Source organism: Acutalibacter sp. JLR.KK004, assembly GCF_036941085.1.
Lineage (GTDB): Bacteria > Bacillota > Clostridia > Oscillospirales > Acutalibacteraceae > Acutalibacter.
The window spans coordinates 1,049,142-1,066,323 of sequence record NZ_JAYMNQ010000001.1; the positions used below are offsets into that span (position 1 = coordinate 1,049,142).

Below are 17,182 nucleotides of genomic sequence, written 5' to 3' on the forward strand. Positions count from 1 at the left end.
GAGAAACGTGAGCGGGAACTTTCCGCTGCGGAATGATATTCCGCGCTTACGTGAGCCATCGCGTGTCCGGGGTACTCCCGATGGTGTAAATTGGTTTTTGGGTCATAACATTCCCAAAGGGAATGTTTGCCCTTCTTTGCAAAAAGGTTTGTGGGGTGTGGGGCGAAGCCCTACGGCCTTGACCTTAGGAGGTAGTGTTTTGTTAAAGCGGCGGCAGGGAGAGAAAAACTACTATATACGGGCGTTTGTGCTGGGGCTGGGACTGTCGTTTCTGGTGTTCATCCCCTTCATGGCCATAGACGGCGGGCGCTTCCTGTTTTACGGAGACTTCAACGTGCAGCAGGTGCCTTTTTACCGTCTGGCCCACGACGCCATCCGATCCGGGCAGCTTGGCTGGAGCCAGCACACAGACCTGGGCGCAAACTTCATCGGATCCTATTCCTTCTACCTTTTAGGCAGCCCCTTCTTCTGGCTCACCATCCCCTTCCCCTCGGAGTGGATGCAATACATGATGGGGCCGCTGCTCATCCTGAAGTTTGCCTGCGCCAGCCTCACCGGGTACATTTACCTGCACCGCTATACCAAAACCCCGGACACAGCCCTCATCGGTTCCATCCTCTATGCCTTTTCCGGGTTTTCCATCTATAATATTTTCTTTAACCATTTCCACGAGGCCATTGTGTTCTTCCCCCTGCTGCTGGCAGCCCTGGACGAATACATGGCAACCCGCCGCCGGGGGCTTTTTGCCCTGGCGGTTGCAGCCTGCTGCTTTGTGAATTATTACTTTTTTGTGGGCCAGGTCACCTTCACCCTCATTTATTTCTTCCTGCGTATGCTGTGGGGGGACTGGCGGCTCTCCTTCCGGGACTTCCTCTTCCTGGCTTTGGAAGCTGTGCTGGGAGTGGGCATTTCCTGCGCTTTGCTTGTCCCCTCCATCCTGGCGGTGCTGCAAAACAGCCGGACAGGAAACATCATCAACGGCTGGAACGCGGTGCTCTATAACAAAAACCAGCGGTATCTCCACATTCTGGAGTGCTTCTTCTTCCCGCCGGATCTCCCCGCCCGGCCCAACTTCACCCCGGAGTCCGAGTCCCGCTGGGCTTCCCTGGGGGCCTGGCTGCCCCTCTTCAGCATGTCGGGGGTTATCGGCTGGCTCCAGCTAAGGCGGAAGCACTGGCTGAAAAAGCTTTTATGGACGCTTTTCTTCATGGCATTGGTGCCGGGGCTGAATTCTGCCTTCCAGATGATGAACAGCGCCTACTATGCCCGGTGGTTCTATATGCTCACGTTGATGATGGCCCTTGCCACTGTCATGTCCTTGGAGGAGGAGCGGGTGGACTGGAAGCGTTCCCTTGTCTGGACCCTCTCCATCACCCTGGGCATTACGGCTGTGGTGGGCTTCACGCCGGTTTCCGAAACTGTGGACGGGGAGCAGAGCGTCTCCTTTGGGCTTATGCAGTATCCCACCCGCTTTTGGAGCTATGCCGCCATTTCCCTCATCTCCCTGGCCGCCCTGTTCTATGTGTTCACCTTCCGGCGGGACAGCCGCCGATCTTTCCAGCGGGGGACTATATGGGCCGCGTCCATTGTCTCGGTGCTGTATTCCATTTTCTTTATTGCCCTGGGCAAAACCCAGTCGGACTACACCTGGGATCACCTCATCCCCTATTCCCTAAACGGCGGCGCCTCCATCGACCTGCCGGACCTGCAGCAGTGCCGCTCAGACTTTTATGAGTCTGTGGACAACGCGGGCATGTTCTGGAAAGTCCCCACCATCCAGGCTTTCCACAGCGTGGTGCCCGGATCTGTCATGGAGTTTTACAGCTCTGTGGGGGTGCAGCGGGACGTGGCCTCCCGCCCGGAAACCAGCCACTACGGGGTGCGGGCGCTGACCTCTGTCCACTGGCTTTTCGACGACGACCACGACAGCGACTACTTTGCCGGGGAGGATTCCTCCGAACCCCTTATGCCCGGCTGGGCCTATTATGGCAACGCCAACGGCTTCGATATCTGGGAAAACCAGTATTACATCCCCATGGGCTTTTCCTATGACTACTATATCACCCGCAGCGAGTATGAAAAGCTCAGCAAGGGCACAGACTCCACAGCAGGGGACAGGGAGCTTGCCATGCTGCGGGCAGTGGTGCTGGAGGACAAGGACGTGCAGGACTTTGAGGGGCTTCTCACCCACCTGCCCCCGGAAAACCGGGCCTTCAACCAAAGCCTCTATCCCCAGGACTGCCTGGACAGGGCGGCCTCTGCCTGCCAGTCCTTCCAGTATACCCGCACAGGCTTTTCCGCCACCCTGGATACGGACACCGAGGAGCTGGTGTTTTTCAGCGTGCCCTATGAACCGGGATGGTCTGCCCGGGTAAACGGTGAGCCGGCAAAAATCACCAGGGTGAACGTGGGCTTTATGGCAGTGGTGGTGCCGGTGGGGGAACAGGTGCAGATCGAGTTTACCTACCGCACCCCCGGCCTGACAGCCGGCATACTGGGATCCCTGCTTTCCCTGGGCCTTCTGGCAGCTTACCTGGTTTTGGCCCGCCGCCTGAAGGAGAAGCCTCAGCCTCCGGCCCCCCGCTTTATGCGCCTGGAGCCTTTCTCCGAATATGAAAAGCGGCACAGGGCCACCTTCCTGCGGCCCGGGGCCATGATTCCCCATTTCCCCCGGCAGGCGGCCCTGCCCCCGGAGGATCCGCAGCAGGAGGCCCAGCTTCCGGGCGCAGGGGAAAAAGACCCCGCCCCTGTGGAATATGCAGAGCGGGTAGACCTTGACACGCCGGAGGAAGCGCCTGAGGAGGAAATCCCCGGGGAGGAAGTCCCAGGGGTGGAAACCTCCGGGGAGGAAGCCCCGGAACAACAGGAGGAACCGAAGCTATGAACCCAACTGTATATTTCGTCATCCCCTGCTATAACGAGCAGGAAGTGCTGGAAGAAACGGTCAAGCGCCTGACCGCCAAAATGGATTCCATGCGGGAGCGGGGCCTTGCAGGCGACAAGAGCCGCATCCTGCTGGTAAACGACGGCAGCAAAGACAGCACCTGGGAAATTATCACCCGGCTCCACGAGGAAAACGGCTATGTGGAGGGGGTAAAGCTTGCCCACAACCGGGGCCACCAGAACGCCTTGTTCTGCGGGCTGATGACGGCCATGCCCCTGTGCGACTGTGCCATCAGCCTGGACGCGGATTTGCAAGATGATGTGGACGCCCTGGACAAGTTTGTGGAAAAATTCCTGGAGGGCTGCGACGTGGTGTATGGGGTGCGCAACAAGCGGGACACAGACACCTGGTTCAAGCGCACCACAGCCGAGGGGTATTATAAGATTCTTCACCTGCTGGGAGTAGACGTGGTGTTTAACCATGCGGATTACCGCCTGATGAGCCGCCGGGCCTTGGAGGCCCTGTCGGAGTATAAGGAAGTAAACCTGTTCCTGCGGGGCATGGTGCCCCTTATCGGCTATAAGAGCGACTATGTGTATTACGACCGCCACGAGCGCTTTGCCGGGGAATCCAAATACCCCCTGAAAAAGATGATAGCCCTGGCCTTGGACGGCATCACCAGTTTCAGCGTGAAGCCCTTAAAGCTCATTTCAAACTTCGGCGTCATTGTGTCCATCCTCAGCGTGTTCGGCCTGCTGTATGCCCTCATCTCCTATTTTGCCGGCTGGGCCGTTTCCGGCTGGACTGCCATTGTCTGCTCCATCTGGCTTTTGGGGGGGCTGCAAATGCTGTGCCTGGGGGTAGTGGGCGGCTATGTGGGGAAAATCTACAGCGAGGTGAAAGCCCGGCCCCGTTACCGGGTGGAGGAATTTTTGCAGCAGCCGCCGGAGGAATAAACCTCCCTTTATGGAAATTACAATTTTGTAACTAGATGACAAATCGTTTACAAAACAACAGGTTTTTCCCAAGTTTTATCTGATTTTTACCATTATTCACACTTTGTTCACATTTTTTCTGTGGGAAAATCGTCAGAGGGAAGGAGCGGCATGGGAAAAAAGAAATACGCCCTGATTGCCGGGGGCTTGGTGTGCTTGGCGCTTTTTGGGGCGCTTTATTACCTGCAAGGGGAAAGGGACAAGCCCTATACCTTGTCCACCTTTGCCATGGGTTCCTATATCCAACAGACCGTATACGGCAAAGGGGGAGAAGAAGCCGCCGCCCAGGCCGCCCAGGAGATTGGGGCGCTGGAAAACCGCATCTCCTGGCGCAGGGAGCACAGCGACATCGCTCTCTTAAACGCTTCCGCCGGAAACGGCCCTGTGCCCATGGATCCCGCCACAGAGAGCCTTTTGGAAACGGCCCTGGAGGTGGGGGAAAAGAGCGGCGGCGCTTTTGACGTGACTATCGCCCCGGTAAGCCGCCTGTGGGATTTTGACGAAAATCCACGTCTGCCTGAAACAGGGGAGTTGGCAGCGGCCCGGGCATTGGTGGACTACAGGCAGCTTGCCCTCACCCCCCAGGGGGTCTCTCTCCCTGAGGGCATGGCGGTTGACCTGGGGGCGGCGGGGAAGGGCGCGGCCTGCGACAAGGCCCTGGCTGTGTACCGGGAGGCAGGGCTTGCAGGAGGCGTGGCCGCCGCCGGAGGCAGTGTGGGGCTTTACGGGAAAAAGCCCGGCGGTTCCCTGTGGCAGGTGAGCGTGCGGGATCCCTGGGGCGCCGGCTCGGTAGGGGTGCTGGCGCTGGAAGAGGGCTTTGTGTCCACCTCGGGCAGCTATGAAAAAACCTTCCAGCAGGACGGCGTCACCTACCACCATCTGATAGACCCCAAAACCGGATATCCGGCGGAAAGCGGGCTGGTTTCCGTAACGGTGTGCAGCGGTTCCGGTGCTTTAAGCGACTGCCTTTCCACCGCCTGCTTTGTTTTGGGGGAAGAAAAGAGCCTGCCCCTTTTGGAAAGCTTTTCAGCCCAGGCCCTTTTCATCCATGAGGATGGCAGCATCGCCTGCACCCCCGGCCTGGAGGAAGCTTTTACACCCCACAGCCCCGGGGATTTGGCGGCAGACAAGCCTTGAAAGTTTGCAGGAAAAGGAGGCAGGCATGGCAAGGTTTTTTATCACAGATACCCCTTCCAGCCCATATTTTTTAGGCGGCGGGGAGGGCCTTCACGGGGCTAAGGCTTTGCGCCTGCGGCCCGGGGAGGAAGTTACCCTGTGCGACGGGGCAGGGACGGATTATCCCGGCGTGGTGGAGCGGGTGGAAAAAGACGGCCTGTGGCTGGAGGTGGGCGAAGGCGCTGCAAACCGGGCAGAGCCTTCTGTACAGATAACGGTGTGCCAGTGCCTTCCCAAAGGGGACAAGCTGGACACGGTGGTGCAAAAGGCAGTGGAACTGGGGGCCTGTGGCCTTTGGCAGGTGGAAAGCGCCCGGTGCGTGGCAAGGCCGGACAGGAAGCAGGCGGAAAAGAAGACTGCCCGGCTTCAGCGCATTGCCCTGGAGGCTGCCAAGCAGAGCGGCAGGGGTATGGTGCCCCCGGTGCGGGAGCCGGTACCCTTTGGGCAGGCCCTCCGGGAGGCGGCAGAAAAGGGGGACGTGCTCTTTTTTTATGAAAAGGGCAAACACAGCCTCAAAGAGGCCCTGGAGACGGCGGGGGACAGGCTGTTCCTCTTCATCGGGCCGGAGGGGGGCTTTACCCCGGAGGAGGCGGCGCTGGCGGAAAGCATGGGCGCAAAGCCCTTGACATTGGGCAGGCGGATTCTCCGCACAGAAACCGCCCCGCTGGCAGCTTTGGCGGCGATTTTGTACCAGCGGGGCGAAATGGAAGGGTAGGGCAGCCATATGGGCGGACGGGCGAAAAACGTGTTGATCACCGGGGCTTCCGGGGGAATTGGCAGGGCCATGGCGGCGGCTTTCGCGGAAAAGAGCTACGGGGTGGCTATGGTGTGCCACAGCCACCCAGAGCGGGCCAGGGATCTTGCGGAAAAGACCGGGGCCGCTGTGTTTTCCTGCGACGTTTCCCGGGAAGAGGAAGTAGAGCGCCTTTTCGCGGCGGCAGAGGAGGCATTCGGGTTTATAGACGTGCTGGTGAACAATGCCGGCATTTCCTGGCGGGGGCTTTTCACAGACATGTCCCTGGCGGAGTGGGAGCGTGTTTTCGCTGTGAACACCCGAGGGGTGTTTTTGTGTACCCGCCGGGCGCTGCCCCCTATGATCCGCCGGAAACGCGGCTGCATTATCAATGTCAGTTCCATGTGGGGCCAGCAGGGGGCCTCCTGCGAGGCGGCCTATTCCGCTTCCAAGGCGGCGGTGATTGGACTCACCCAGGCCCTGGCCCAGGAGGAAGGGCCTTCCGGCATCCGGGTAAACTGCATCTGCCCTGGGGTAATCGACACCCCTATGAACGGAATCCTTTCTCCGGCGGATATAACCGCCCTGGCCCAGGACACCCCTTTGGGGCGCATTGGCACACCGGAGGAGGTGGCCCACGCGGCCCTGTTCCTGGCGGAAAACGAGTTTGTCACAGGGCAGGCCCTGGGCATAAACGGGGGATTCCTGCTTCGGTGAGGACAGGGGGATAGGGGCAGAGAGAAAAGCTGCGGGTTCCCTGCCTGTTTTCTTGTAATTTCCCGGCGCATATGATATAATAGCCACAAGCTGTTATACTTGTTTTTTGGCCGCAGCTTGGCGGCGTGTTATGGAAATAAGCCCAAGGGGGCTTTGAAGGCAAAGGGGGCTGGGAGGAAACATGGCAAGCAAACTATGCATGAACTGCTTTGCAGGCTACCGTCCGGAGGTGGACGGCAGCTTTTGCCCGGAATGTTCCTGGGACAACAGCAAGCCCCAGGTGACAGAGGGCCTCCGGTTCCAGACGGTGCTGGCCTCCCGGTACGTTATCGGGCGGGTGCGCTCCATGAACAGCGAGGGCATCACTTACATGGCCCTGGATCGCGCCAGCCAGAAAACCGTTACCATCCGGGAGTTTTATCCCCGGCCCCTGGCTTCCCGCAGGCAGGATCAGTCTGTTGCCCCGGGGAAAGAGAACCAGGCTGTGTTTGACAAATATGCTGACGAGTTTTTAGAATTGGGGAAGGGCGTAAGCCGGCTGCGGGAGCTGACGGTGATAGAGTCTGTGCTGGACATTTTCGAGGAAAACGGCACGGTGTATACGGTTTACCGCTATACGCCCACTGTGTCCCTGCGCAGTTACATTGAAAACAACGGCAGGCTGGGCTGGAACGAAGTGAACCGGATGTTCATGCCGGTGCTCACAGCCCTGGGGCTTATCAACTCCTTAGGCATTTCCCACCTGGGCATTTCCCCGGACACCCTGCGGGTGACGAAGGAGCGCAATCTGCTGCTGACAGGCTTTTGCATTAAGGCCGTCCGGCGGGCCGGATCCCCTATCCCGGCGGATTTGGATCCGGGCTGCGCCGCCATTGAGCAGTACAGCTCCAAGGCCCTGTGCAGCGAGGGCAGCGACGTGTATGCCCTGGGGGCCTGTATGCTCTATGCCCTTACAGGCCGCCCCCCCAAGGAAGCGCCGAAGCGCCTGGAGGATCCCCGGCTGCTGATTGCCAAGGATGTGATGAAAACCCTGCCTCCCTTTGCGGTGACAGCTATTGCCAACTCCCTGCAGGTGAAGCAGGGCCAGCGCACCGGCAGTTTCGAGCGCTTCCGCAGCGAGCTTTCCGCTGCCCCGGCCCTGGTGGAGGAAATTGACCAGACAGACGCCATCCGCCGCCTGCCGCCTATCAACATGAGCCTGCCCCAAAACCGGGGGCTGCCTCCGGTGGTGTGGCTTATCGGATCCTGTGTGGTAACATTGGTGGCTCTGGTGATTGTAGCCTCGGCCTGGCTGGGGGACAGAGGCATGTCCTTTGGGGACTTGGGCCAGCTTTTTGACGGTACGGTTGCCGCCCAGTCTGCCATAGAGGTGCCCAACATGCTCAACCAGAGCTATGAGGACTGGGAGAAGAAAATCAAGGACGGGGAGTATGATCTGCAGCTAAAAATTTCCTCCCGGTCTTTCAGCAGCACCATTGACGAGGGCAATATTATCAGCCAAAGCCCCTTTGCGGGGGAGGAGGCCAAGCCTGGGGATACCATTGTGGTGACAGTGAGCAAGGGCGCTGCCACCCGGGCCTTGCCAGAGATAAAAGGCGTAAGCTTTGCGGAACTGCAGGAGCTTTTAAGCGGCAACGGCTTTGTGCCCATGCGCCAGGAAGAGCACAGCGATGACATTGGCCCGGGCTATGTGATACGCTATGTGGATCACGAGCCGGGGGATTCCCTGGACTATGGGGCCACAGTGACAGTGGTGGTCAGTGCCGGGCCGGAGGCGGAGGGGGGAGAGCCTGTCAGCCAGGGAGAAGGGGGCGAACCGCCTCCCGGAGAATAAAGTTCTAAATAAAGAAAAAGGGCCGGCTGGAGTTTCCCAGCCGGCTTTTTAGTATTTCTCAGAAGCTGTACCGATAGGATTGGTGCGAAGATTTTCGAGGAAATTTTGTGGGGTTCAAGGCGGAAACCGCAAGGATTACTTTCGTATTTCGAGGATTTCCAACACAGAAGCTGTAGCTTTGCGCAAAAAACGAGAAACCTTTGCAAACAAATTGAGAAAAAAGAAGGGCGTTTAAGCGGTAAAATAAACCGTTTAAGCGCCCTTACTTTTTGGAGAATCAGCTTGACTTTTTCTTGCGGTTTCCATGCTCCTCCAGGATCAGGTTTTCCCCTGTTTTCGGCTGCGGGTTTGGTATGTATTCCAGCAGTTCCGGCAGGGTGCAGTCTAAAGCCTCGCAGATTCTATCCAGCTGGTCAAAACTGATAGAACAGCGCACCCTTGCGGTCATACACCCGGATAAGGTCTGCAAAGTTCTTGTGCTCTATGTTTACGCCCCGGAGCCGTTCTTTTATGGCGGCAAGACGTTCGACAGCAGTGTCCACTATCTTTTTGCTGGTTCCATAGGTTCTGTGCTCACTGCCAAAGCTCAGCTTGACCATGTAGAAAAACCGGGCGGCCCGCTGGATATCCGTAAGCCCCCGCATGTTGGCTTGGGCCACATAATCAAAAAACTGCTCCCTGGAAGAAAGCAGCCAGTCAAATTCCCGCTGCAGCTCCCCGCAGTGATACTTTACACAGCGAAACAGGTTCACCAGATTGCCGTTGATATCGTTATAGACTTCCAGCTGGCCCGCCTGCTTTTCCTTGGCGAAAAGCACCCAGGCCGCACCGCCGAATACTTCAATATACCGCTCCACCTTGTCCGTGGGGAAACGCTCCAAAATGGCTTTGCGCAGCATACGCTTGCCGCCGATCCAGCCCATAAAGCTGTCCATATAATAGTCCATCCCTTTCTGTAAATTAAGGGGCCAGAATCCTCGGGCGGACTACCGAAGGGCAGCAGGCTATTTCAGCTTTTCCGCGATCCGCTTGGCAAGCACAGCGGCCTTGCACTCGCTATGGGTCAAGCCCAGCTTGCCGCCGCCCACGCCGGAGATAATACCTTTCTCCACCAGCTCCCGGATATCCTCCCGCCAGTAGCCGGGCACCTCATCCAGGGTGTTGTAGGTGGGGTTGATTTCACCGTACATTTTCTTAAACTGCCTGCCGTCCATGATGCTTTCCTCCTTTGCCGCCGGGTCTTTAGCCGAGGCGATTTTGGTAATATAGTCCAGGCACACCCAGCCCTCGCCGCAGTAGCCCCAGTTGCCGTCCTCTTTGGTGATGGTCAGCACCGTACCGTCCTCGAAAGCTTTAATTACCGAGCCGCTTACCGGGGCCGTGCGGCAGTTGAGGCCGTCATCGGCGTTTACCTGGCCTTGGTACGGCTTAAAGGGGCCAGCGGGAGCGCCGCTCAATTTCTGGTTTACCTCTTTGGCGATCTGCCCCAGCCGGTTGTAGATATAATCGCCGGGGCAGGACTTGTTTTCAAACCAACGGTGGGCGGTCATGTTCTGGAGGTTCACTTGGCCCACCAGCCCCTTGTCGGCCTGCCACAGCAGCCGCTTAATCGTGTTGCGCTTGCAGATATCCGCGCACAGCTCAATAAGGGACTTCCAGACATTGGCGTTGATTGCGTAAGGGTAAATAGCATCGCTTGCGCACTCAATGGTAATGGCCCGGTTGTCATTTGCCGCGCTGGAGGAACACCAGGAGCGGTCGCTTTCGTCCACAATGGTACAAATGCGGCCATCGTAGCCTATGCCATAGTTACAGCTGGCCCCTTTAGATGTACGGCTGAACTCGCTGCACAGGGCCTCCACGCCCATCTGGCCCACCACACAATGGATGGTGATGGTGTCGATTTTGTGGTTCCGGGGGCTGTTGCAGTTGGGGCTTATTTGCCGCATACAGCTTAAAGCGCTGTTACTCATCCCGCGCCCCTTTCTCCGGCTCGAAAATTTCACCGGGCAGTAGGCTCGTTCTGCATTTCGCTGTTGAACGCACTCTCGCCCTCGGATACCCGCATGACCATTAAATCATAGAAGGTGGTCTTTTATGTATCTAAAGCGCCGCTCAATGATTTTTGCCTTGGCGTTTTTGACTATGGCGTTTGTCATGTTGATGCCCAGCCGCTCGAACACCGGGGGCACCTCAAAGCGCTCCTCGCCGTTTTTGGGTTTCTTCTTTCGGTGGCCCAGGCCGCCTATGTCATGGGTCAGGAACTCGCGGCCATTGTCAACGTAAATATTCTCCGGGATGCCGTATTTCAAGATGCCCTTGCGCAGCGCCACCAGGGTGGACTGGCTGCTGGGGGCCGTGGTGACGTGGCTCCCAGTATATATCCCGCTCCTGGCGTCAAAGAAGGCCGTAAGGTACAGACGATGGAGCTGGCCGTTCTCGCCCTGAGTGATAACGTCAAAGGTGTGGTTGTCCGCCACCCACCACTCATTGCTGGCCATTTCCTCATATAGACGGTGTATGTAGGGGGCGCAGCGGTCGCGGAAAGCCTTTTGCCCTTGCCGCCCCAGCACTTCCATGGGCTCAGGTATATCGTTCTGCACCATGCGCCAGAATGTGGAATAGGTGGGGATATCCGCCACCAGTTCCGGGGCCGTTTCCTGGAAGTATAGCCGGGTATATTCATAGCACTTTTGGATGGGGTGCTGAGCTTCGTCCAGGTAGTAGCTTAAAAACGTCTGCCGCATTTCCTCGGTGATCTTACTTTTTCCCTTGCGGCCCTTGCCGCGCTTGTCAATAAGGGCCTCTGGCCCCTCCGTTTCTAGCATCTTCTTTTTTCGGTAAAGCGTCTTTACAGAAAAAGTGTGCTCTGGATTGGTTTTAGCGCAAAGAGCAACAAACTTGTCATCGGCCTCAGCTTTATCACCTGGGTAGCGGTCACGGTAGTTTTGCCACTCCTTGAGGGTCTTTTCCCACCACATAATTTCCTGGCGTTCGCTGTCTGAGTAGTGGTCAAAGGCCTTGCCCTTTTTGCTGATAGATTTAGCCGTCTTTGGCAAACTAGCCTTTACCTGGGCAAAGTATTTTTCTTGTATAGGTTTATCTAAGTCCTCAACTGAAAACACATACTCAGGGGAATTGAACTGATTATAAACACAGTCGGCTTTCAGTTTATTGCTTTTTGCCCAACGCTGGATGGTTCTTTCATCTTTGTTATAAAGCTTGGCTACTTCTCTTGTTGTAAGACGAGGCTCCATTGTTCCACCTTCTTTGTGCCCCTTAAAATCGACTAAATCAGCATTTATTGTTGCCCATGCACAGGTCGCATTGGGATGGTAGTCAAAACCATCTTATTCCATTTCCAAACCCACAGAAGACCTTTGTAGGGGGCAACAAATACATCCTCACCTTCATGCTCCCAAAGCCGGATGTCAGTATAGCTTGCTGGGCTGAATGATCTACTAAAAGAGTGTGCCGCCTCGGAGCAAAAACACACCTTTGATATTTTGGTGGAGCTAGGCCATATCCTAAAGATAAAGGATACCCGCCAGCGGGCGGCGGCCATGGAACTAATCCAAGCCGTCTTTGCAGCCACTACACGCTGCATAGATGTCTGCGCTGGAGCTGGGGAGGATATTGATCCAGAAACACGGCCCCAGCAGGCACGGGATACTGCTATGAAAAGCTATGCAGAGGCGCTCCAAAAGGCTTTTTTTGTTCCCGAATAACTACATTTGTACCAAACAAACACCAAGATATCACAAGTTTTTCGGCTTGTGACAGTTTTGGGACAGAATCCCGCTTTTCGGGATTTTTTCCCGCTTTTATGCTATTGCTCTAAGCCCATTAGGTGTACGGAGAGTGACGTATACCCGCTGGGAACAAAAAATGGAGACGGGGTCACGAAACATGACGGGGTCTCTGACATTTACTGAATCATTATGTCCCAACAAATTGTTAGGGCATCTTTTGGATGTCCATTCTTATGGACACCCTTTGTGTTTTTCCATTTGTAAGGGGATGTTCTTTGTGTTCACCCCTTTGCCCTATTTCCAGCTGGGGTGCTCAAAAGGTGATCACCCTTGTGACACGCCCTTTAGGTGGGGGTGGTGCAATCTACCCACCTAGGGGTCGGTAAAGCGCCGAACCCATTCAAAGGGTGTAAGTCTAATCTACACCCTTTGAACATAAAAACGCTAGAGGGGTCGTGAAATACGACCCCCTCTAGAAATGTGATGAGCCTACCCGGAAGTTAGGGTCATATCCTTATAGAAAAACTGCATAAGTCTGCTCGCCAAAGGGATGTAGCGTTCACCCCTCGTAGCACAAATAGGGGGGTGGCGTTTTACCACCCCCTTCTAGGTATGGAAAGGGGGTCTATTTTATGGACACCCTAGCTGATATTTGAGAGGAGGTACTCTGCAAAACGGGGAGTACCTCCGGGCTTTTAGAAGCCGTTTAAGCGTCCAGATTTTTTGAGTGATAATAAAAATCAGCGCCGACATTTTGAAAAGTTTTCTCCTGGACAAAACACCCCAAAAACCTAGTGTTTTCTAAGCGCCGACACGTTTTCTTAGCCCCGACAGATTTTGTCGGGGCTGTTTTCGCTTAAAAGCAAAAAACAAGCCCTTTAAGCGGCGTTTGTGTGCGTTTGCTTAAAGGGCTGTTGTTATTTTCTTAAAAGCCGCTTAAACCGCACCAATGCTAGGTTTGTGCGGTTTCTTAAAAGGTTTTGCGCAAAAATTAAACGGTCTGAAAAGGTGCTTTTTTACGATTGGCGGGTTGGGACGGCGCAGGCCATTTCAGGGCCAAAAACGGGCAAAAAAATTTTGCAATCCCATTTTGCGAGATTGCAAAATTTCCACCAATATGCAAACGGTTTTCCGCGAAAAACCTAGTATTTAAGCCGTTTCCCGGAGTTTTCCACATTTTTTCATGTTGAAAAATAGGCCCGTCCTGGGTTTCTCACTCTTCATGAAAACTTACAGAAGCCCACTAAATTTCCCGAAAAGGTTTGTGCAGGGGCCTATTGGTGCAGCTTCTTATTTCCCTCCTTGCCCACAGCCACCAAAAAGGCGGCGCAGAGCAGAAGCAGGGAAAGCCCGCCTGCCGCTGTGCCGGAAAAGGCCTGCACAGTCCCTATGGGCGCGGCAGTTTCCAGGGTTCCCCCGGGCAGCAGCCTGCACAGAAGCTGGCAGCAGATTGCGGAAAGCAGCCCGTGGATCAGCCGGAACAGGAAGAAAAGCCACTTTTTCAAAGGGAACTCCCCGGGGAACATGGCGAACACCTGCAAATGGACGCACAGCCCGCCAAAGGCCAGGCCAAAGGCGTATAAGGGCAGGCCAGCGTGGAACCGGACTGCATCCCCCACGCCGCCGGTAACCTCCAGGAGGAAGGAGAGGGCCGCCGCTGTTTCCAGGGGCGTGAGGAAGCTTTGGGCGTCCAGCAGCCGGACCAGGGCCTGATAAGCTCCTGTGGCGTGCAGCAGGGTGGAGAGGGCGCCGAAGCTTACAATGCAGGCGCACATGATAAGCACGCTCTGGGCTGCGCCGGAGACAGAGCGCACCAGCGCCCCCCCTATTTTTATAGGGCGGGCCTCCTGCTTTTTCGGGGGGATTTTTCCCCGCAGGCCGGAAAGCAGGCCCAGCAAAAGGCCGGAGAGGGTGACGGAGAAAAACAACAGCCAGCCGGCCTGGTAGCTGCCCAGCACGCCGCCCCCCAAATAGGTGACCACAAAAGCTGTGCCGGGGTTCACGCAGAAAAGCATCATGCGCCCGGCCTGCTCCCGGGTGATTTTCCCCTGCTCCAGCAGCAGTGCCGCACTGCGGGCCCCGGCAGGGTATCCTCCTAAAAAGCTCATGATAACAGGGGCGGCGCAGCACCCCGGCAGGCGGAAGCCCCACCGGGTGGGGAAGGCCAGGGGCCTGCCCAGCAGCTCCCCAGCCCCGGACTGCACCATAAGACAGCTAAGCACCATAAAGGGGAACAGGGAAGGGATGAGGGCTGTCAGGCAGTACAGCACGCTTGCCCGCACCCCGTCCTTTACCTCCTCCGGGAAGGACAGCAGGGCCATGGCCAGGAGAAGCACCCCCAAAGCCCCCAGCACCCCCGGTATCCGCCTGCACAGCCTGCGCGCCATTTCCATTAAGAACCCCTCCTTTGTCCATCTACAGGATATGGGAAAAACCGGGGATACATGCCGCCTGCCACACATATTATTACCCGACGGCAAAAAAACTTTTGGGAGGGATGGCATGGAGCAGGGGAAAGGCGGCACGCTGATTACGCTTACAGGCAACCGCTCCGCTGTGGTGGACGGCTGCGACGGCATTATTGACTACGACGCGGAAAAAATCCTCCTGCGGGCGGGCAGGCTCACTGTACGCTTTGGGGGTCGGGATCTGGCTTTGCGCAGGCTGACAGAGAACTCCGCTGTGATAGAGGGATTTATTTCCCAGGTGGAATATATGGTATAGGGAAGGGGCTGGGTGCTTTGCTGGAAAAGGTGTTTCATCTGCTTTCAGGGTATGCGGAATTTCAGGTGGAGGGGGACGGCCCCCGGTTTTTCAACATAACCGCCAAAAGCCGCATCGGGCTTTGGGGCTACCGCCGCCGGGAGGGGCTGCCTGTGGCCCGGATAAAGGCCCGGGAGTATAAAAAGCTGCGGGGGGTGTACAGGCGCAGCGGGTCCAGGCCCCGCCTGTTGAAAAAGCGGGGCGCCCCCTTTTTGATCCACAGGCTGGAGGCCCGGAAGGGGCTGCTGCTGGGGGCGCTTTGCGGCGGGGCGCTGTACTGGTTCCTCTCTGGGTTCCTGTGGGGGGTGTCGGTGACAGGGACACAGCTTATGCCGCCTTCCAGGGTGCTGGAGGCCGCTGCCCGCCAGGGGCTTTACCAGGGCTGTGCCCAGCGGGAGATGAATCCCCGGGGCGCGGCCCTGGGGATTTTATCGGAGCTGCCGGAGCTGAGCTGGGCTGGCATCAGCACAGACGGCTGCTTTGCGGAGATTGCCGTAAAGGAAGGGGAGCCAAAGCCCCAGCCAGAGGAAGAGGCAGGGTGGTCAAACATTGTGGCCTCCCGGGAAGGGAAGGTGGTGGAGATACAGGCCCAAAGCGGCAGGCCGGAGGTAAAGCTGGGGGAAGCGGTGGAACGGGGCCAGCTTTTAATCTCCGGGCTGTATGAGGAGGAGCAGGATCCCTGGGCAGAGCCAAACCCCAATCCCCTGCAGGTGACTGGCCCGGCCCGGGGCAGTGTGACGGCGGAAACATGGCGCACCTTTACAGTGCAGGTCAGCGGCATGAAAAAAGAGTGGGTGGAAACAGGGGAGACGGAAAACAGCTATTCCCTCTACCTTTTGGGCCTGCGCCTGCCTCTAAGCCTGCCCCTGGCCCCGGGAGAAGGCCGGGCCTACCGGGAAGAGCACCCGCTAAAGGCGCTGGGCACGAAGCTGCCCGTCTCCCTCCGGAGGGAAGCCCGGGTTGCCTGCGCCCAGCAGGAGCGGGCTTTAACAGAGGAGGAGCAGAAGGCCCAGGCCCTTTTAAAGCTGCGGGAAATCCAGCGGGGGGAGATTGCCCCTGGGGGCCGGGTGCTGGAGGAAGAGCTGGAATTTCATTTCACAGAAGGCATGTGCATTTTAGAGGCCAAGTGCCTTTGCCGGGAAGAAATTGGGGAGCTGCAAAAAGTTTTGGTGGATTAGACGGAAGATGGGGATAAATTTTATACAGATTTCATAGGATTTTCTCTTGAACATTTGTTTTTCCTTGTGGTATAATAACTATACAACAGTTATTATGCTTGATTTAAAATTGCCCTGCCTGGTTCTGTCTGCCGCGCAGGCGGAGGGCAGGCAAAAAGCAAGGAGAAGTGTATTTGGAACAGAGGATCAATGTAGACAGGCTGGAGCAGGCCGCCGAGCTTTTCGGCAGCTTTGACAGCAATGTGCGTCTGATAGAACAGGAATATGGCGTGCAGGTGCTTTTCAGGGATACAGAGCTGAAAATCAGCGGGGACGACCCGGAAAAGGTAGACCGGGCATACCGCACCCTGCAAAGCCTTATCACCCTTATTGGCAGCGGGGAAGCCCTTACGGAGCAGAACGTGCGGTACTGCATCCGCATGGTGGCAGAGGACAGCGAGCAGCAGGTGCAGCGCCTTGCCAGGGACTGCATCTGCATCACCAGCAAGGGCAAGCCCATCAAGCCCAAAACCGTGGGCCAGCGCACCTATTGCGACAATATCAAGGACAACACCATTACCATCGGGGTAGGCCCTGCCGGCACAGGCAAAACCTACCTTGCGGTAGCTATGGCTGTCACAGCTTTCCGGGCCCAGGAGGTAAACCGCATTATCCTCACCCGTCCGGCAGTGGAGGCCGGGGAAAAGCTGGGCTTTTTGCCCGGGGATTTGCAGCAGAAGGTGGATCCCTATCTGCGGCCTTTATATGACGCTCTTTTCGACATGCTGGGGGCGGAAACCTACCAGCGCTATGTGGAGCGGGGGAACATTGAGGTGGCGCCCCTGGCCTATATGCGGGGCCGCACCCTGGACGACAGCTTCATCATCCTGGACGAGGCCCAGAACACCACCGGGGAGCAGATGAAAATGTTCCTCACCCGGCTGGGCTTTAATTCAAAAATGGTTATCACAGGGGACGTGACCCAGATAGACCTGCCCGACGGCAAGCGCTCCGGCCTGAAGGAGGCGGTGCGGGTGCTGCGGGGGGTGGAGGATATTGCCATCTTCAAGTTTACGGAAAAAGACGTGGTGCGCCACAGGCTGGTGCAGGACATTATCCGGGCCTACGAGCGGGCCGGGCGCGCCAATAAATAAGTGAAAGGGAGAACCCA

The 17,182-nt window shown here is 56.9% G+C and carries 14 protein-coding genes; 9 read left to right on the forward strand and 5 right to left on the reverse strand.

Annotation, left to right across the window (positions count from 1 at the left end; all coding sequences use genetic code 11):
• Positions 1 to 199: 199 nt before the first annotated feature.
• From VSQ30_RS05935 to VSQ30_RS05960, 6 genes are all read left to right on the forward strand, one after another.
• On the forward strand, positions 200 to 2,884 hold the full coding sequence (locus tag VSQ30_RS05935; protein WP_334462735.1) for a YfhO family protein: 2,685 nt from the start codon (positions 200 to 202) through the stop codon (positions 2,882 to 2,884).
• A complete protein-coding gene (locus VSQ30_RS05940) occupies positions 2,881 to 3,840 on the forward strand; it encodes a glycosyltransferase family 2 protein (RefSeq protein ID WP_334462737.1) in 960 nt (319 codons plus the stop codon). The genes VSQ30_RS05935 and VSQ30_RS05940 overlap by 4 nt, the downstream gene beginning before the upstream one ends.
• Positions 3,841 to 3,990: 150 nt before the next feature.
• Positions 3,991 to 5,016, forward strand: coding sequence for an FAD:protein FMN transferase (locus VSQ30_RS05945; protein ID WP_334462738.1), 1,026 nt, complete (start codon positions 3,991 to 3,993; stop codon positions 5,014 to 5,016).
• Between the two features lie 25 nt (positions 5,017 to 5,041).
• The gene (locus tag VSQ30_RS05950) at positions 5,042 to 5,770 is read left to right on the forward strand and encodes a 16S rRNA (uracil(1498)-N(3))-methyltransferase (RefSeq protein ID WP_334462739.1); all 729 of its coding nucleotides are present in this window, start codon (positions 5,042 to 5,044) and stop codon (positions 5,768 to 5,770) included.
• 9 nt (positions 5,771 to 5,779) lie between these two features.
• Complete coding sequence (gene fabG / locus VSQ30_RS05955; RefSeq protein ID WP_334462741.1) at positions 5,780 to 6,505, forward strand: 3-oxoacyl-ACP reductase FabG; 726 nt, start codon at positions 5,780 to 5,782, stop codon at positions 6,503 to 6,505.
• 181 nt (positions 6,506 to 6,686) lie between these two features.
• On the forward strand, positions 6,687 to 8,339 hold the full coding sequence (locus VSQ30_RS05960; protein WP_334462743.1) for a PASTA domain-containing protein: 1,653 nt from the start codon (positions 6,687 to 6,689) through the stop codon (positions 8,337 to 8,339).
• Between the two features lie 277 nt (positions 8,340 to 8,616).
• Here VSQ30_RS05960 and VSQ30_RS05965 read toward each other — a convergent pair whose 3' ends face one another.
• The 5 genes from VSQ30_RS05965 to VSQ30_RS05985 form a co-directional block, all read right to left on the reverse strand.
• Positions 8,617 to 8,787 carry a helix-turn-helix domain-containing protein gene (locus tag VSQ30_RS05965; RefSeq protein ID WP_334462744.1) on the reverse strand — a complete coding sequence of 57 codons (171 nt, stop codon included), beginning with the start codon at positions 8,785 to 8,787 and terminating at the stop codon, positions 8,617 to 8,619.
• Positions 8,753 to 9,274 carry a DNA adenine methylase gene (locus tag VSQ30_RS05970; RefSeq protein ID WP_502876201.1) on the reverse strand — a complete coding sequence of 174 codons (522 nt, stop codon included), beginning with the start codon at positions 9,272 to 9,274 and terminating at the stop codon, positions 8,753 to 8,755. The genes VSQ30_RS05965 and VSQ30_RS05970 overlap by 35 nt, the downstream gene beginning before the upstream one ends.
• A 69-nt stretch (positions 9,275 to 9,343) precedes the next feature.
• A complete protein-coding gene (locus VSQ30_RS05975) occupies positions 9,344 to 10,312 on the reverse strand; it encodes an N-acetylmuramoyl-L-alanine amidase (protein ID WP_334462745.1) in 969 nt (322 codons plus the stop codon).
• Between the two features lie 105 nt (positions 10,313 to 10,417).
• Positions 10,418 to 11,596 (reverse strand): DNA-binding domain-containing protein, encoded by a 1,179-nt coding sequence (locus VSQ30_RS05980; protein ID WP_334462746.1) that lies wholly within the window; start codon positions 11,594 to 11,596, stop codon positions 10,418 to 10,420.
• A gap of 1,769 nt (positions 11,597 to 13,365) precedes the next feature.
• Positions 13,366 to 14,484, reverse strand: coding sequence for a hypothetical protein (locus tag VSQ30_RS05985; protein WP_334462747.1), 1,119 nt, complete (start codon positions 14,482 to 14,484; stop codon positions 13,366 to 13,368).
• Positions 14,485 to 14,593: 109 nt separating this feature from the next.
• On the opposite strand from VSQ30_RS05985, the gene VSQ30_RS05990 reads away from it, so the two are divergent.
• From VSQ30_RS05990 to VSQ30_RS06000, 3 genes are all read left to right on the forward strand, one after another.
• Positions 14,594 to 14,815 (forward strand): YabP/YqfC family sporulation protein, encoded by a 222-nt coding sequence (locus VSQ30_RS05990; RefSeq protein WP_160642347.1) that lies wholly within the window; start codon positions 14,594 to 14,596, stop codon positions 14,813 to 14,815.
• A 17-nt stretch (positions 14,816 to 14,832) separates the two neighbouring features.
• A complete protein-coding gene (locus tag VSQ30_RS05995; protein ID WP_334462752.1) occupies positions 14,833 to 16,032 on the forward strand; it encodes a sporulation protein YqfD in 1,200 nt (399 codons plus the stop codon).
• A 173-nt stretch (positions 16,033 to 16,205) separates the two neighbouring features.
• On the forward strand, positions 16,206 to 17,165 hold the full coding sequence (locus tag VSQ30_RS06000; RefSeq protein WP_334462755.1) for a PhoH family protein: 960 nt from the start codon (positions 16,206 to 16,208) through the stop codon (positions 17,163 to 17,165).
• The last annotated feature ends 17 nt before the right edge of the window (positions 17,166 to 17,182 follow it).

Bases quoted from the DNA above. Each gene is read 5' to 3' on its own strand.
- VSQ30_RS05940 (WP_334462737.1), top strand. From the start codon at position 2,881: ATGAACCCAACTGTATATTTCGTCATCCCCTGCTATAACGAGCAGGAA.
- VSQ30_RS05945 (WP_334462738.1), top strand. From the start codon at position 3,991: ATGGGAAAAAAGAAATACGCCCTGATTGCCGGGGGCTTGGTGTGCTTG.
- VSQ30_RS05950 (WP_334462739.1), top strand. From the start codon at position 5,042: ATGGCAAGGTTTTTTATCACAGATACCCCTTCCAGCCCATATTTTTTA.
- fabG (WP_334462741.1), top strand. From the start codon at position 5,780: ATGGGCGGACGGGCGAAAAACGTGTTGATCACCGGGGCTTCCGGGGGA.
- VSQ30_RS05960 (WP_334462743.1), top strand. From the start codon at position 6,687: ATGGCAAGCAAACTATGCATGAACTGCTTTGCAGGCTACCGTCCGGAG.
- VSQ30_RS05965 (WP_334462744.1), bottom strand. From the start codon at position 8,787: ATGACCGCAAGGGTGCGCTGTTCTATCAGTTTTGACCAGCTGGATAGA.
- VSQ30_RS05970 (WP_502876201.1), bottom strand. From the start codon at position 9,274: ATGGACAGCTTTATGGGCTGGATCGGCGGCAAGCGTATGCTGCGCAAA.
- VSQ30_RS05975 (WP_334462745.1), bottom strand. From the start codon at position 10,312: ATGAGTAACAGCGCTTTAAGCTGTATGCGGCAAATAAGCCCCAACTGC.
- VSQ30_RS05980 (WP_334462746.1), bottom strand. From the start codon at position 11,596: ATGGAGCCTCGTCTTACAACAAGAGAAGTAGCCAAGCTTTATAACAAA.
- VSQ30_RS05985 (WP_334462747.1), bottom strand. From the start codon at position 14,484: ATGGAAATGGCGCGCAGGCTGTGCAGGCGGATACCGGGGGTGCTGGGG.
- VSQ30_RS05990 (WP_160642347.1), top strand. From the start codon at position 14,594: ATGGAGCAGGGGAAAGGCGGCACGCTGATTACGCTTACAGGCAACCGC.